The organism is Pseudoduganella plicata (assembly GCF_004421005.1).
Classification (GTDB): domain Bacteria; phylum Pseudomonadota; class Gammaproteobacteria; order Burkholderiales; family Burkholderiaceae_D; genus Rugamonas; species Rugamonas plicata.
Genome location: NZ_CP038026.1, coordinates 5,467,953 through 5,484,238 on the forward strand (window position 1 = coordinate 5,467,953; position 16,286 = coordinate 5,484,238).

Below are 16,286 nucleotides of genomic sequence, written 5' to 3' on the forward strand. Positions count from 1 at the left end.
AAGGCAACACTTGCGCCGCCCGTCTCCCATAGCTGCACGCTGAAATCGCCCAACTTTCAGCGTGCAACTGCTATTTCCTCATGGTAAATTGTTGTACGGAAATAGATTTGGGGCAAGACATGACGGTCAAGATCAAGGGTGCATATGTGTTCGGCGGCATGCTGGACGACGAACAAGTGGGCACCGAAGGCGGCGATATCTTTCTCGGCGGCTTCGGTGTGAACGGCGACGACGGCAACGATCGCGTTCTGGCTGGCGGCGGCGACGATGTGATTTTCGGCTCCGACGGCGCCGACACGCTGGACGGCGGCACCGGCATCGACCTGGTCGATTATTCCGGCGCGCCGGGGGCGGTCACCGCCAACCTGGCGACCGGCCGGGCAACCGATGGCGCAACGGTCGAGGCACTGGTCGACACGCTGATCGGCATCGAAAACCTGAGCGGTTCCCTATACGGCGACTTGCTGACGGGCGACGCCGGCTTCAACATCATCGCCGGCAACGGCGGCAACGACACCATCGACGGCGGTGCCGGTTTCGATACGGCGACCTATATGGGCGCGGCCGGGTCCGTCACCGTCAACCTGGCGCCGGGCACGGCTTCCGGGGCGGACGGTGCCGATACCCTGCGCAATATCGAAGGCGTGCAGGGCTCCGCGTTCGGCGACGTGCTGACGGGCGACGCCAACGCCAACCTGCTGGACGGCCAGGCCGGTAACGACACGCTGCGCGGCGGCGCCGGCAATGACACGCTGTCCGGTGGCAGCGGCGACGACACGGCCGTATTCAGCGGCAAGCTGTCCGACTACACGATCGCCACGGCTGCCGACGGCCGCGTGACCGTCACGGACCTGCGCGCCGGCCAGGACGGCACCGACCTGCTGCACGGCATCAGCCATCTGCAGTTCTCCGACCAGATCCTGAACCTGACGCTGGTGGACCGGGCGGTCGCCTCGACGGGCACCGCTACCCCCGGCGCCACGGTTGCCAGCCTGCTGGACGGCTCTTACGTCGTGACCTATACGGCAACGGACGGCGGCGGCGATGGCATCTGGTTCCGCAAATTCAGCGCGGCCGGCGTCGCTGCCGACAGCGCGGCGACCGTCATCAATACGGCCACGGCCGGCGACCAGCGTGCCCCCGCAGTGACGGGCCTGTACGATGGCGGCTGGGCTGCGGTCTACCAGAGCCAGGGTGCATCCGGATGGGACATCGTGCTGCAGCGCTTCAACGCCGATGGCAGCCGAAACGGCACCGAGCAGGTCCTTGGCAGCACGAGCGACCAGATCCAGCCGACGCTCGCGTCGACGCCGGACCAGGGCTTCGTGGTGGCCTGGCAGACCAGATCTGCCGATGGCACGTTCGATGTCCAGGCACAGAAATTCGATTTCGACGGTGCGCCAATGGGTGCGCCGTTCGTCGTCAACACGGGCACGGCGGGCGACCAGACGGGCGTGGCCGTGGCCGAACAGGACAACGGCTACCTGCTGGCATGGCAGTCCGACAACGGCACCAGCCACGGTGTCGTCGTCAGGCAGTTCCGTTGGGATGGCGAAGCGGCGGGCGGCGAAGTGCGGCTGGCCACGACGGGCAGCGTCGCCGGCGTCGCGGCCGGTACGCTGTACGGCCAGGGCGGCGAAAAAGTGGCCGGCAACGTGGTGAGCTGGATCCAGGGCGACGGCAACGCGGCAACCGCCGACGATGCGGTGATGGTGCAGCGCTTCGGCGCGGACGGCGCAGCCGTCGGCGGCCCGATTACCGTGGCGGCAGCCGCTAACGGACAGAACCAGAAGGTGACGGGCCTTGCCGACGGCAGTTTCCTTGTCACGTGGGATAACCTGGGCAGCGACGGCACGTCCGCCATCATGGCCCGCCATTACACGGTTTCCGGGACGCCTGCCGGTGCCGCGTTCCAGGTCAGCCAGAGCGCAGTGCAGGGCCGCGCCACCCTGGCCGGCGTGGCCGAGACAGCCGGCGGCCATGTCACGGTCGACTGGACCGTGAAGGCGACGGACGGGACGAACAAGGTGTACCAGCAGGTGATCGGCTATGACGGCGGCGCGGAATACGCAGCGCCCGCCAGTTCGGGCCAGGCGCCCGCGGTGCCGACGTTTGCCATCGCACCGGCCACGTCGGGCACCTCGCCGACCGGCGGCAAGGGCGGCACGGGCAGCGACGGCATGGACGTGGTCGTCAGCGGCAAGGCCGATGCCGGCGCGCTGATCACGCTGTACGAGGATGGGGTGGCCGTGGACACGGTGGCGGCCGACGGCAACGGCCTGTGGTCCACCAATGTGGCAGGCGTCGATGCGGGCAAGCATGCATTCACGGCAACGGCAATGGACGCGCTGGGCCAGACCAGCGCGGCCAGCCAGGCGGTGTATTTCACCGTGGCCGAGGCGGCACCGGCTCCAGCGCCTTCGCCGGCACCTGCACCTGCGCCGGCACCTGCGCCGGCACCTGCACCCGCACCCGCACCCACACCGGCCGGCCCCAGCAGTGGCGGTGTCGACACGCGGCCGGAAAAGCCTGCCGTAGCGGGCACGAAGGGCAACGACCACGTCAAGCTGTCGACCAAGGAGGCGACATCGTTCGACGGCGGCGACGGCCAGGATACGGCAGTCGTCGAGACCAGCCGCGCCGCATTCACGCTGAAGAAAGTCGGCGACAAGTGGGAAGCGAAGGACGTCGCCAGCGGTACCGTGAACGAGCTGGAGAACGTGGAACGGGTGGCGTTCGACGACGTGACCGTGGCGCTCGATACGGATGGCGTGCCGGGGCAGGCGTTCCGGCTGTACCAGGCCGCCTTCGACCGCAAGCCGGACCATGGCGGCCTGGGCTTCTGGATCGGCGCCATGGACAAGGGCGCCAGCATGTTTACCGTCGCGCACGAGTTCATCAAGTCGCCGGAGTTCGCCACGCTGGTCGGCAGCGAAGAACCGACGGACGAGGCGTTCGTGGGGGCGCTGTATAAAAACGTACTGCACCGCGATCCGGACGGCGAAGGCTACAAGTGGTGGGTGGAAAAGCTGCACGGCGGCGCGGCCCGCGAGGATGTGCTGATCGGTTTCTCCGAATCGGCCGAGAACGTGGAGACCGTTAGCGGCTCGATCGAGGATGGTATCGAATACACGCCGTACCCGGCGAGCGAGCCGGCCGCCATGACCGTGGCCGGCGGGGCCCCGGCGTCCATGGGTTCCGGCAACGGCGGCGGGGCCGCGCGGCCCGAAAAGCATCCCGCAGCGGGTACGAAGGGGAACGACCACGTCAAGCTGTCGGCCAAGGAGCCGACATTGTTGGACGGCGGCGACGGCCAGGATACGGCAGTCGTCGAAACCAGCCGCGCCGCCTGGGCGCTGAAGAAAGTCGGCGACAAGTGGGAGGCCAGGGACGTTGCCAGCGGCACCGTCAGCGAACTGGAGAACGTGGAACGGATCGAGTTTGACGATGTGACGGTGGCGCTCGATACGGATGGCCCGCCGGGGCAGGCGTTTCGTCTGTACAAGGCCGCATTCGATCGCAAGCCGGACCATGGCGGCCTGGGCTTCTGGATTGGCGCCATGGACAAGGGCGCCAGCATGTTTACCGTCGCACACGAGTTCATCAAGTCGCCGGAATTCGCCACGCTGGTCGGGAGCGACGCGCCGACGGACGAGGCGTTCGTGGGGGCGCTGTACAAGAACGTGCTGCACCGCGATCCGGACGGCGAAGGCTACAAATGGTGGGTGGAAAAGCTGCACGGCGGCGCAGCGCGCGAGGACGTGCTGATCGGTTTCTCCGAATCGGCCGAGAACGTGGAAACGGTCAGCGGCTCTATTGAGGAGGGTATCGAATACACGCCGTACCCGGCCAGCGAGCCAGTGGCACCGACCGAGCCAGTGGCGCCGAGCGAGCCAGTGACGCCGAGCGAGCCAGTGACGCCGAGCGAACCGGTGGACGCGACCGTGGCCGGCGGGGCCCCGGCATCAATGGGTTCCGACAACGGCGGCGGCGCCGCGCGGCCCGAAAAGCACCTCGTGGCGGGCACGAAGGGGAACGACCACGTCAAGCTGTCGGCCAAGGAGCCGACATCGGTGGACGGCGGCGACGGCCAGGATACGGCAGTCGTCGAGACCAGCCGCGCCGCATTCACGCTGAAGAAAGTCGGCGACAAGTGGGAGGCCAGGGACGTCGCCAGCGGTACCGTGAACGAGCTGGAGAACGTGGAACGGGTGGCGTTCGACGATGTGACCGTGGCGCTCGATACGGATGGCCCGCCGGGGCAGGCGTTTCGACTGTACAAGGCCGCATTCGACCGCACACCGGACCATGGCGGCCTGGGCTTCTGGATCGGCGCCATGGACAAGGGCGCCAGCATGTTTACCGTCGCGCACGAGTTCATCGAGTCGCCGGAGTTCGCCACGCTGGTGGGCAGCGAGGCGCCGTCGGACGAGGTGTTCGTGGGGGCGCTGTACAAGAACGTGCTGCACCGGGATGCGGACGGCGAAGGCTACAAATGGTGGGTCGAAAAGCTGCACGGCGGCGCGGCCCGCGAGGATGTGCTGATCGGCTTCGCCGAATCGGCCGAGAACCAGGCGACCGTCGTCGGTTCGATCGAAAGCGGTATCGAGTACATCCCGTACGCCTGATCGTACCCAGCGCAGGAAAAAGCCGGACCGCAGCTGCGGCCCGGCTTTTTTTTCGTCGGACGAATCCGGGACGGTTCCGGATTGCTCCGAGGTCGGTCAGCGTGCTGCCAGGGTGAACGCCCGGACGCAGCGCAGCGGGCGGCCGGCGAGCAGGCCGTTGAAGAGTCCCAGCAGCAGGCTGGCCGACATGGCGAACGTGGCGCTGTGCTGCAGCGCCGGCTGCATGGCGCTGGCGGCGGCCAGCGCGTAGCGGGTTGAAAAGACGGCCAGCATCATGGCCAGCGGCAGCCAGCTGCCGCGCTGCGTGACGGTGCCGGCGGTGTGATCCAGGCCAGTGACGCTGCCGGCCGCCACATGCCACGCCACCATGGCGCCGGCGGCGGCCCCCGCTCCCCAGGCGGCAAACGGCACGCCCGCCAGGCCGAAGCGGCGGTCGATTTCCTGCAGTGCCAGTGCCGTCATCACCAGCGGAACGATCGCGACGGCGCGCAGGGTCATGGTGCGCTCACGGCTGGCCGCAACGCCCCGATGGACCAGGAAAGCCAGGATGGCCCAGACGTAGAGTGGCGTGTGGCTGATGATCTGTTGCAGCATGAGGAGGTTCCTTTCGTGGGGTGGATAACGCCATCTTTGCCGCCACGCCCGCCGGTCGCCAGCGCGGTGCGACGAAACGGTCCGGTGGCGGCGCGAAACGGGTGGCGGCGGCGCGGACGCGGCGCGCCACCCTCTTCACAATGGATGAGCCGCGCCTCGGGCTTCGGACAGCAGACCAGCAAAAAGTCGGCAATTCCCCTATAGTGGCGGGATTGAAGAAGCATCATTAAAGGATCGATATGCCTACCCTGAACATCAACGGAACCGACACCGCGCTGGACGTGCCGGACGATATGCCCCTGCTGTGGGCGCTGCGCGACGTGGCCGGCCTGACCGGCACCAAATTCGGCTGCGGCGTGGCGCTGTGCGGTGCCTGCACCGTGCACCTGGACGGCCAGGCCACCCGCGCCTGCGTCACGCCCGTCTCGGCGGCGGCGGGCAAGAAGATCGTCACCATCGAGGCCGTCGGCCAGGATCCCGTGGGCGCCAAGGTGCAGGCGGCGTGGAAGCAGATCGACGTCGTCCAGTGCGGCTACTGTCAATCCGGCCAGGTGATGGCCGCGACGGCGCTGCTGCACGCAACGCCGAAGCCGACCGATGCCGACATCGACAACGCCATGTCCGGCAATATCTGCCGATGCGGTACCTACGGGCGCATCCGCGCCGCCATCAAGATCGCGGCTGCGAAATAAGGGGAACGGCATGGGAACCATGAAGGATCTGGAAATCGCCTCGGGCGCACGGCGCCGTTTCCTGCGCGTGGGCGCCGCACTGGGCGGCGGGCTGCTGGTGGGCTTCGTACTGCCGGGCTGCGAGCGCAAGGAGTCGGACCGCAAGGAGGCGCCGCCGGAGAAGGCCGTTGGCCAGGCGGCCACCGCCGCCTCCGAAGCGCCCGGACTGGCGCCAAACGCATTCATCCGCATCGACCGCAAGGGCGTCGTCACGCTGATCATGCACAAGGTCGAAATGGGGCAGGGCACGTACACGTCGATGCCGATGCTGATCGCCGAGGAGCTGGGTGTCGACCTGGCCAAGGTCAAGCTGGAACACGCCCCGGCCGACAACAACCTGTACAGCGATCCGCTGCTGGGCGGCCAGGTCACGGGCGGGTCCACGTCCGTGCGCGGTGCCTGGAAGCCGCTGCGCGAAGCCGGCGCGGCAGCGCGCATGGTGCTGGTTCAGGCGGCGGCGCAGCAGTGGAACGTGGCGGCCGACCAGCTGGCGGTCGCCAACGGCGTCGTCACGCATGGTGCCACCAACCGCTCGCTGCATTACGGCGAGCTGGTGGACGCGGCGGCAAAACTGCCGGCGCCGAAGACGGTGGCGCTGAAGGACCCGTCCACCTATAAACTGATCGGCAAGAAGCACGCCCGCCTCGACTCGGCGGGCAAGGTGGACGGCACGGCGCAATTCGGCATCGATGCGAAGCTGCCGAACATGCTGATCGCCACGGTGGCGGCATCGCCCGTCGTCGGTGGCAAGCTCAGGGCCTATGACGACAAGGCTGCCCTGGCCGTCAAGGGTGTGCGCGAGGTACTGAAGCTCGACAACGCCATCGCCATCGTGGCCGACCATATGTGGGCCGCGAAACAGGGGCTGGCGGCGGCTGCGCCGAAGTGGGACGACGGCGAGCACGGCAACCTGTCGACGGCATCCATCGTCACCGAAATGATGAACGCCTCGCGCCAGAAAGGCGCCGTCGCGGCGGACAAGGGCGACGCGCTGAAGGCGCTGGGCCAGGCCGGCGGGCGCAAGCTCGAAGCCGTGTACGAGATGCCGTTCCTCGCGCATGCGACGATGGAGCCGATGAACTGCCTGGTCGACCTGCGCGCGGACGGCTGCGACCTGTACTGCGGCACCCAGGTGCCTAGCCTGGCGCAGGGCGCCGCGGCCAAGCTGACCGGCCTGCCGCTGGAGAAGGTCAGGGTGCACAACTTCTACCTGGGCGGTGGCTTCGGGCGCCGTCTCGAGGTCGATTACGTGACGCAGGCCGTGGCGCTGGCGCGCACGCTGGCCAGGCCGGTACCCGTCAAATTCGTCTGGACGCGCGAGGAGGACATCCAGCACGACATGTACCGCCCGTACTACATGGACCGGCTGGCGGCAAAGCTGGACGACAAGGGCATGCCGCTGGCATGGTTCCACCGTGTCACGGGGTCTTCCGTGATGGCGCGCTTCGCGCCGCCGGCCGTGAAGAACGGTGTCGATCCGGATGCGGTGGAAGGGGCGGCCGACCTGCAGTATTCGATCCCGGGCCTGCACGTGGAATACATGCGCCACGAGCCGCCGCTGCCAACAGCTTTCTGGCGTGGCGTCGGGCCGACGCACAATGTGTTCGTCGTCGAAAGCTTCATGGACGAACTGGCGCATGCGGCGAAGCAGGACCCGGTCGCATATCGCCGCGCGCTGCTGGACAAGTCGCCGCGCCTGCTGGCCGTGCTGAACCTGGCCGCCGAAAAGGCCGGCTGGACGACGCCGATGAAACCGGTGGCCGGCCGCAAGGTGGGCAAGGGCGTGTCGGCGCAGTTCGCCTTCGGCAGCTACATGGCGCAGATCGCGGAAGTGTCGGTCGGCCCGGACGGCGACGTGCGCGTGCACCGCGTCGTCTGCGCGCTCGACTGCGGCCAGGCCATCAATCCCGATGGCATCGTGGCGCAGATGGAAGGCGGCATCGTGTTCGGCCTGACGGCCGCGCTGTGGGGCGAGATCACGCTCGACAAGGGCCGCGTGGTGCAATCGAACTTCGGCGACTACCGGATGATGCGGATGAACGAGACGCCGACGATCGAGGTCCACATCGTCAACAGCCACGACGAGCCGGGCGGCATCGGCGAGCCCGGTACGTCAGGCGCGGCACCGGCATTGGCCAATGCGATCTTCGCCGCCACGGGGCAGCGGCTGCGCAAGCTGCCAGTTTCCGCCACGCTGAAGAAAGCATAGTCCGGGAACCGCTGGGGACCGTTACCTGCGCGAGGTGCCGGTCCCCGACGTGGCGGTCGAGGCAGCGACCGGCGGCAGGTTGCCGGCATTTCAGGTGTTGGCGATCAGCGCGAGCAGCGCATCCGGCCGCACCGGCTTGACAAGATATTCGTCGAATCCCGCCGCCAGCGCGCGCGCCCGGTCCTCGGCCTGGCCATAGCCGGACAGCGCGACGGCAAACAGCGGCGCGCCCGTTTCGTCCGCGCGCAGGCGCCGGATCACCTCCAGGCCGTCCAGTCCCGGCAGGCCGATATCGCAGATCAGCACGTCGAACCCTCCGCCTTGCGCCAGCGCCAGGCCGGACGGGCCGTCGTAGGCCGCCGTGACGTCGTGGCTGTCCAGCATCAGGAAGCTGCGCAGCGTGTCGCAGACGTCCACGTTGTCCTCGATCAGCAGCACCCTGCGGGTGCCGTGCGCCGGCTCCTGGGCGGCAGGCTCGGGCGCCTGTGCCGCGGCGGCCGCGCTGGCCGGCAGTTCAAGCGTGAAGCGGCTGCCCAGGCCCACGCCATCGCTGTGCGCGTGCACGGTGCCGCCATGCATCTGCACCAGATTGCGCACGACGTTCAGGCCTACGCCCAGCCCCCTTCGGAACGGGCCAGCGAACGGGGACCCTGTGTGAACAGGTCGAAGATGTGCGGCAGCACGTCCGGGCCGATGCCCGTGCCGTTGTCGCTGATGGTCAGCCGCATGCCGCCGGCGCAGCGCTCCGTGCGCAGCGCGATCGTGCCGCCGTCCTGCGTGTACTTGGACGCGTTGCCGAGCAGGTTCGACAGCACCTGCGTCAGGCGCACCTTGTCGCCGTCGAGCAGCATGGCGGGATCGTGGACGGCCACTTCCAGATGCTGGCGTCGCTCGGCGATGCGCGGCTGCACCGTCTCCAGCGCCCGCTCGATCACTTCGGACAAGGCCAGCGGCGCGATTGCCAGCGTGATCTTGCCGCTGCTGATGCGCGCGGCGTCCAGCAGGTCGTCCAGCAGACGGGCCATGTGCTCGACCTGACGGCTGATGACACCGTGCAGGGTCGCCAGTTCCGGCGCCGCCTTGGGCATGCGATCCAGCATCGCGGCCGCCATGCTGATCGGCGCCAGCGGATTGCGCAGCTCGTGCGCCAGCATCGCCAGGAATTCGTTCTGGCGCCGGTTGGCCGCCTCGGCCTCGTCCTGCAGGCTTTGGGCATTGACGGTCGCCATGACGAGGTGCGCATTGGCCTCGCGCAGCCGGGCGTTCTCGGAGCGGGCCTGGAGCAGGGCGGCACGCAGCTGCGCTTCGCGCAGCGACGCGTCTCCGGTCTCGACGATTTCCCGCTCCGCCATGGCCGCCTAGCTTTCGTCGGCCTGCGCGGACGGATGGCCCGACAGCATGCCGTCGAAATGCACCCGTGTCTGGTCGATCTCCAGGCCCGCGTTGGTGATCCGGAACGTGCGCAGCGCATGACTGTGCGACACGCCGCGCATCTTGACGACGGCGATCACCTTGCGCAGCTCGCCTTCCATTTCCACGTAACGCATGGCGATGATGCCGTCGGTCAGGAACGACACCTCCGCTTCGGAAAAACGCAGCTCCGTGAAGCGGTCTTCCATGCCCAGCGTGACCAGCACCGTCACGCCAAGTTTCGCCAGGTGCGACAGGATGCGGAACACGGACAGCCGGAACTCGCGCCGGAATTCCGGCGCCAGGTACAGCAGCACTTCCGACAGCGAATCGAGCACCACGCGCCTGGCACCCGTGGCGGCGATGGCGTCAAGCAGGTCTTCCAGCAGTTCGTCGACGGACAGATCGAGCGAACGGCTTTCGACCACGGTCACGTGGCCGGCCTGGACCATCTCGGCCAGCTCGGCGTTGCGCAGGCGCGACGTGCCCTTCTCGAAATAGGCGGCGACGCCTTTTTCGCCCTGGCGCACGCCCTCGGCCAGGAACTGCGTTCCCAGGATCGTCTTGCCGGAGCCGGACGGGCCGGCCACCAGCACGGAATGGCCTTCCGGGATGCCGCCATGCAGCAGGATGTCCAGCGACGGCACGCCCGACGGGATGCGCCGCTTGTCGCGGTCGACCTTGACGCCCTCGTGGCGGTCGTCGGCCAGCGGCGGCAGCTGGCGCGGGAAGATGCGCACGCCATCGTTACCCATGCGGAAGGTGTGGTGGCCGGCCATATGCGCCTGGCCCCGCATCTTGACGATACGGATCTTGCGCACGATGGAATTGTCCTGCTGCGACTGCGACAGCGCAAAGACGCCGTCGGCCACCGTCATGATGGGATTGGCCTCGGCGTCGACGTTGACGTATTCGCCGATCAGGAAGCTGGTGGCCTGCCAGCTCGTCATGCGCGTGCCCAGTTCTTGGATGAAGTGCTGCAGGTCAGCCACGCCTTCGCTGCCGGAGCGGGCCGTCTGCGCCACGGAGCGGAACGAATCGACAAACACGAGGCTGGGGGTAAATGCTTCCACTTCCAGCATGATGCGCTCGAGCACGCGGGAGAAGTCGCCTGCGCGCAGGTCATCGGACAGGTTGACGTAGCGGACGGCGCTGCCAACCTTGTCGAGGTCGAAGAACTCGTACTGCTGCTGGTAGCGCAGCATCTTCATCGGCGGTTCGCCCAGCACGGTAAAGAACAGCGCGCGCCGTTCCGTACTGGCCAGCGTGAACATGATCTGGTGTGCCAGGGTCGTCTTGCCGCTGCCGGGAGCACCGGCGATCAGGTTGAAGGAATATTCGCCCAGACCGCCCCCGAGGAGGGTGTCCAGCCCCGGCACGCCCGTTTCCAGCATTCCCAAGCTTACTTTGTCGGTCATTTACTTCTGCTCCCCTGCATTCTTTTGTATCAGCCCGCCACCCCAGGCAGCGTCCAGTAGCCGTGTTGTCAGTGCTTCGCCGATGAGTTCGGAAAGCAGGCTGGTCAATGTCAGCAACAACGCTTCATTGACCTCGGCGGCGACTGCCGGTTCGGCCTGGCGCAAGTCCTCGTCCAGGATCTGAAACAGTTTTTCGAGCGACGTGGACGACGGACCCGTGCTCAGCCAGCCGTATTGCGCCGCCTGCAGGCGGGCCGTGCGGCCGTACAAGGCACCGAAGCCGTTGTCGCCAATGAGGGGGCTCAGGTGGGTCGCCAGTGCACGCCACGGCCGCAGATTGTGCTCGGCGATCCCGGTCGCTGTCGAGCCGGCGGGCTGCGCCAGCATCGTGTGGATCAGTTGCCGGCGCTTTTGGTCTTTATTATCCATGCATGCTGATCGGTGTAGTTTTGGTTGTTACCGCGGCTATCACGCCGCTATCGGCGCTGGATTATATTGCGCCGCCGCTCTCGTGGAAGGCACAGCTCGCTCCAGCCCCGATCCCATCCGTCATCGTGGCATTGTTGAGGCAACATGGCAATCGAAACAGTGTTGCTGTGCTGTCGGCCGTGCTCGACGAAGGCAGACCAGTGACACGCAATCGGCATGCGATCTCCGGCCGACGGCCACGTGGGCACCCGCACGCACGGCCTGCAAGAAAAGGCAGAGCATGCTATCCTGCCCGGCTTCGTTTTTACCGGCCCCGTCACACGGCCTTCCGTCATGCATTCCCCAACCCAGTCCGACCCCTCCCTCCCCACCATCGTCGCGCCGCGCGGCGCCGGCCTTGCCGAGCTGGCGCTGGCCGTCGGCGGCCTTGCCATCGGCACCGGCGAGTTCGCCTCGATGAGCATCCTGCCGCTGGTCGCGAACGACCTCGGCACCACCCTGCCGGCGATGGGCCACATGATCAGCGCCTACGCACTGGGTGTCGTCATCGGCGCGCCCCTGATCACGATCTTCCTGGCCCGCATGCCGCGCCGCCTGATGCTGATCTGCCTGATGGCGATGTTCGCCGTCGGCAATTTCCTGGGGGCGCTGGCCCCTACGCCAGGTCTGCTGATTGCCGCCCGGTTCGTTGCCGGGATTCCGCACGGCGCCTATTTCGGCGTGGCCGCCCTGGTGGCCGCCGCGCTGGTAACGCCGGACAAGCGGGCGCAAGCCGTCTCACGCGTCATGCTGGGGCTGACGGTGGCCAATATTGTCGGCGTGCCGCTGGCCACATGGCTGGGACAGGTGCTGGGCTGGCGTTCGGCGTTCGTCATCGTCGGCGTGCTGGGCCTGCTGACGGCCGCACTGGTGGCCTTTCTGCTGCCGCCGATCCCGGCCGGCAACGCCAGCCCGCGCGGCGAGCTGGGCGTGTTCCGCCGCCTGCAGGTGTGGCTGACGCTGGCGATGGTGGCGATCGGCTTCGGCGGCCTGTTCGCACTGTATACCTATGTCACGCCGACGCTGCAGCAGATTACGCACGCGTCGCCGCTGGCGATCTCCGTACTGCTGGGCCTGATGGGTGTCGGCATGACGGTGGGGAACCTGGCCGGCGGCTGGCTGGCCGACCGTTCCAACACGGCCACGATCTGCGGCGTGCTGATCTGGAACGCGCTGGCGCTGGCGTGCTTCAGCTGGACCAGCTCGAACCTGTGGCTGGCGGGCCTGAACCTGTTCCTGATCGGCACCGGCATCGCCGTCGTGCCGGCCGTGCAGACGCGCTTGATGGACGTGGCCGGCGACGCCCAGACGGTGGCTGCCGCGCTGAATCACTCGGCGTTCAATATTGCCAACGCCCTGGGCGCATGGGTAGGCGGCATGGCGATCGCGGGCGGCCTGGGACTGACGTCGACCGGTCCGGTCGGCGCCGTGCTGGCGCTGGGCGGTATCGTCGTGCTGGGCATCTCGCTGGCGGTCGACCGGCGCGCCGCCGCTGCGCCACGGCTGGCCAGCGCCTGCAAATAATATGACGGCCACGGACGTGATGCCGTTAAGTTAATCCGGATTTCAGGCGGGCCTTCTCAGCCGCTACCACACTCCCAGACACCGCAACGCAACGCCATTTCGGTTACGGACGGAGCTTCCGTCCAGGCCGGGTGTCCAACCTTTCGGATCGGCGCCTGTGGACAGTGCGACGGCGCACGGCAGGGCACGTAATACCCGGATAGCGTGCTACCCGCCCCGAAAACCAACGTGGCGTTACCATCCATGCCGGCATACGGCGGCAGGGCACGCGCGTCGGACGGGAGATAGGTATGGAGCGAGCGCGAGGCATCGCGTCATGCAGCACGCCGATAAGCCGGCTGCTTTGCCACCCGTACAACGGACCGGCCCGCCGACACGCTATACTCGGGCCGTTTTTTTGACGCCCCGAAGCCATGACGATTGCCAGCAACGACGACGATGACGACCTGAGCCAGGAGCTCGGACTGGAAGCGCGAGGCATTGCCCTCGTCAAGATGGAGGGCCGCGTGTTCCTGCGCTTCGACGGCGAGATCGAGGAAGCGGGTCTTGTGGTGCCATACGGCCTGGTCCCGGCGCAGGGTGTACTGGCCAAGCCGTCGAAGTGGCGCAAGCTGGAGCGCGATGCCCGCGCTGCGCTGATCGGCGAGCGCGCCAACGAACGCGCGCGGCGCGAGCTGGACGAGGCCGTCCGCGCCTTCGTGCGCGAAATGGCGGACGAGTGCGAGGAATTCGGTCTGAAGGCAATGGATTTCCTGCATACGCTGGCCGATCTGCAGACTTCGGAGCCGTACGGCATCGTGTTCGACCGCATCCGCCAGCGGCTGGGCCATGCGGTCGAACGCCAGCGCGAGGAGCGTCACGCGGAACGTACCCGGCAGAGCATCAACCTGGCCGAATATCCGGCATCGTTCGAGGTGGCGCGGCGGCTGCCGCGGCGCTTCATTGCATTGCTGGGACCGACCAATTCCGGCAAGACGCACAAGGCGATGGAAGCGCTGGCCAAGGCAGGCAGCGGCGTCTACCTGGCGCCGCTGCGCCTGCTGGCGCTGGAAAACTACGAACGATTGCTGGAGGTGACGCAGCACGGCAAGCCGCTGGCCGTCAGCCTCGTCACGGGCGAGGAGCGCCGCCTGGCCGAGGGTGCCACGCACGTAGCCAGCACGGTGGAAATGCTGGACACGCGCACGCCGGTGGACGTGGCCGTTATCGACGAGATCCAGATGCTGGCCGACCGCGACCGCGGCGCCGCGTGGACGGCGGCCGTGTGCGGCGCGCCGGCCCGCACCGTCTACCTGGTGGGCGCGCCGGAAGCGCGCCGCGCCATCGAGGCGCTGGCCGAGCGCCTGGAATGCCCGCTGGAGGTGCACGTGCTGAAACGCAAGGGACCGCTGGCCATGGAGCCGGCGCCCGTGCGCAAGGTCAAGAACCTGCGCCCCGGGGACGCGCTCATCGCGTTCTCGCGGCGCGACGTGCTGATGTGGCGCGACATGGTGGCCGAGATGGGCCACTCCGTGTCGACCGTCTACGGCAACCTGTCGCCGGAAGTACGGCGTGCACAGGCGCAGCGCTTCCGCGACGGCAGCGCCGAGATCGTCGTCGGCACGGACGCCATCGCGATGGGGCTGAACATGCCGATCCAGCGCATCGTCATGACGAGCTCGGTCAAGTTCAACGGCTACGAGGAAGAGGAAATCCCGGCCGCGCTGGCGCGCCAGATCGCCGGGCGCGCCGGCCGCTACGGCATCCATGAGGAAGGGCTCGTCGCCGGTTACGATGCCGAAACCCACGAGGTGATGCGCTCGCTGCTGAAGGAAAAGCCCACGCCACTGAACACGAGCGGCTTTTCCGTCGCGCCGACGCTGGAGCATCTGCACCGGATCGCGGCCGTGACGGGCGAGACGTCGCTGGCGAAGCTCCTGAAACGCTTCATCCACAATATCGACGTGCCCGACGGGTTTTTCTATCCGCGCATCACGGAAGACCAGAAGGACCGCGCCGAGTGGCTCGATACGCTGCCGCTGACGGTGGCCGAGAAGTTCACGATGTCGCTCGTGCCTGTGGCCACCAAGGTGATGTCGCTGCAGACGGCGTGGGAGCACTGGGCCGTGTCGCTGTCGAAAAAGAAGATCACGCGGCTCAAGGCGGACGATCACACGCTGCACTACATGACGCTGCAGGAAGTGGAAGACACGTGCCGCATGTATTCGGCATACGCCTGGCTGGGCTACCGGCTGCCGGAATACTTCCCGGACGTGGAGCTGGCGCAGGAGCTGTCGCGCGAGGCGTCGACGCGGGTCGATTCGATGCTGCAGGACCAGAACGCGGCGGCACGGCGGCGCCCGGCGCGGCACCGGCGCTGACCCAGCGGGGCGCCCGGCCGCCATCCCGGCGGTATTCTGTGATAACGTTTTCAAAAAAAGCGATATCCGGGGACGCCTTGACCCATTCTTCCCGCCTCGACCTGGTGGACGCGCTGCGCGGGTTCGCCATCGCGTCGATCATGCTGCTGCACAATATCGAACATATCACGGGCGCTTCCGCCTGCCTGCTGATCGGGATTGCGCTGGCACTGCTGCGGGGAGGCCCGAGTGCCTGGTGGCTGCGGCATTGCCGGCCGGGGCCACTGGAAGCGCTATGGCACCGGGCCACGTGGATCGGCGCGCCGAATCAAGCCTCGTCAAACCATAGCACGCGCCCGTGACCGGCCTCGTTCAGACGGGCGACCAGGGCGTCGACCCCCGTCTGCGGCAACGTGAACGATGCCCGCACCGCGTCGCCATGCGCCACGTCGCTCAGGATGGCACCGGCCGCCTCCAGTTCGCGCCGCAGCAGGCCCTCCAGTGCATACGGCACGGCGCAGTGCAGCGTGCGCGACTTGACGATGGCAATGCGTTCGGCACCCAGCAGCGCCCGGGCCACGCTGTCGGTATAGGCTCGCACGAGGCCGCCGGCGCCCAGCTTGACGCCGCCGAAGTAGCGGACCACGGTCGCCAGCACGCCTTCCAGGTCCTGGTGGCGCAGCACGTCCAGCATCGGCCGGCCTGCGGTGCCGCTGGGCTCGCCATCGTCGACAGCCGCCGACTGTCCGCCAGCCAGCAGGGCCCAGCAGACGTGCGCAGCGCCCTGGTGCTGCGCCTTCAATCCCGCCACGACGGCCTGGGCGGCAGCGCGGTCCGTCATCGGCTGCACGCAGCAAATGAAGCGGCTTTTCTTGATCGACAGTTCGAAGGTCGCGGGCGTGGCTATGGTGTACGGCATCGGGGCGGCGTGGTGGCGGCATAAGCAGCCTTGAAAACGGCGAAAG

Annotated in this window: 12 protein-coding genes; 6 read left to right on the forward strand and 6 right to left on the reverse strand. The window is 67.6% G+C overall.

The annotated features are described in order from the left end of the window. The first annotated feature begins 119 nt into the window (after nt 1-119). A complete protein-coding gene (locus E1742_RS24080) occupies nt 120-4,628 on the forward strand; it encodes a DUF4214 domain-containing protein (RefSeq protein ID WP_134387590.1) in 4,509 nt (1,502 codons plus the stop codon). A gap of 96 nt (nt 4,629-4,724) precedes the next feature. Here the strand turns inward: E1742_RS24080 and E1742_RS24085 are convergent, their stop codons facing one another. Beyond that, nucleotides 4,725-5,222, reverse strand: coding sequence for a DUF6622 family protein (locus E1742_RS24085; RefSeq protein WP_134387591.1), 498 nt, complete (start codon nt 5,220-5,222; stop codon nt 4,725-4,727). 239 nt (nt 5,223-5,461) lie between these two features. Between E1742_RS24085 and E1742_RS24090 the strand changes: the two genes are divergently transcribed. After that, nucleotides 5,462-5,914, forward strand: coding sequence for a (2Fe-2S)-binding protein (locus E1742_RS24090; protein ID WP_134387592.1), 453 nt, complete (start codon nt 5,462-5,464; stop codon nt 5,912-5,914). Between the two features lie 10 nt (nt 5,915-5,924). Further along, entirely contained in the window at nt 5,925-8,162 is a 2,238-nt protein-coding gene (locus E1742_RS24095; RefSeq protein ID WP_206076707.1) for a xanthine dehydrogenase family protein molybdopterin-binding subunit, read from the forward strand. A 90-nt stretch (nt 8,163-8,252) separates the two neighbouring features. Here the strand turns inward: E1742_RS24095 and E1742_RS26970 are convergent, their stop codons facing one another. Genes E1742_RS26970 through E1742_RS24110 form a run of 4 tightly spaced genes read right to left on the reverse strand, consistent with a single transcriptional unit; the run spans nt 8,253 to nt 11,419 of the window. Further along, a complete protein-coding gene (locus E1742_RS26970; protein WP_229466283.1) occupies nt 8,253-8,759 on the reverse strand; it encodes an ATP-binding response regulator in 507 nt (168 codons plus the stop codon). Nucleotides 8,760-8,770: 11 nt separating this feature from the next. Then, nucleotides 8,771-9,514 carry a sensor histidine kinase gene (locus E1742_RS26975; RefSeq protein WP_229466284.1) on the reverse strand — a complete coding sequence of 248 codons (744 nt, stop codon included), beginning with the start codon at nt 9,512-9,514 and terminating at the stop codon, nt 8,771-8,773. Nucleotides 9,515-9,520: 6 nt separating this feature from the next. After that, nucleotides 9,521-10,990, reverse strand: coding sequence for an ATPase domain-containing protein (locus E1742_RS24105; protein ID WP_134387593.1), 1,470 nt, complete (start codon nt 10,988-10,990; stop codon nt 9,521-9,523). Then, nucleotides 10,991-11,419, reverse strand: a complete 429-nt coding sequence (locus E1742_RS24110; RefSeq protein WP_134387594.1) for a hypothetical protein — start codon at nt 11,417-11,419, stop codon at nt 10,991-10,993. Between the two features lie 333 nt (nt 11,420-11,752). On the opposite strand from E1742_RS24110, the gene E1742_RS24115 reads away from it, so the two are divergent. The 3 genes from E1742_RS24115 (at nt 11,753) to E1742_RS24125 (ending at nt 15,683) form a co-directional block, all read left to right on the forward strand. Next, nucleotides 11,753-12,982 (forward strand): MFS transporter, encoded by a 1,230-nt coding sequence (locus tag E1742_RS24115; RefSeq protein ID WP_134388327.1) that lies wholly within the window; start codon nt 11,753-11,755, stop codon nt 12,980-12,982. A 413-nt stretch (nt 12,983-13,395) separates the two neighbouring features. Then, the gene (locus E1742_RS24120) at nt 13,396-15,342 is read left to right on the forward strand and encodes a helicase-related protein (protein WP_229466286.1); all 1,947 of its coding nucleotides are present in this window, start codon (nt 13,396-13,398) and stop codon (nt 15,340-15,342) included. Nucleotides 15,343-15,419: 77 nt separating this feature from the next. Further along, nucleotides 15,420-15,683 (forward strand): DUF418 domain-containing protein, encoded by a 264-nt coding sequence (locus E1742_RS24125; protein ID WP_229466287.1) that lies wholly within the window; start codon nt 15,420-15,422, stop codon nt 15,681-15,683. Here E1742_RS24125 and E1742_RS24130 read toward each other — a convergent pair. Continuing rightward, nucleotides 15,650-16,240 (reverse strand): IMPACT family protein, encoded by a 591-nt coding sequence (locus E1742_RS24130; protein ID WP_134387595.1) that lies wholly within the window; start codon nt 16,238-16,240, stop codon nt 15,650-15,652. The two genes, E1742_RS24125 and E1742_RS24130, sit on opposite strands and share 34 nt — an antisense overlap. Between the last annotated feature and the right edge of the window lie 46 nt (nt 16,241-16,286).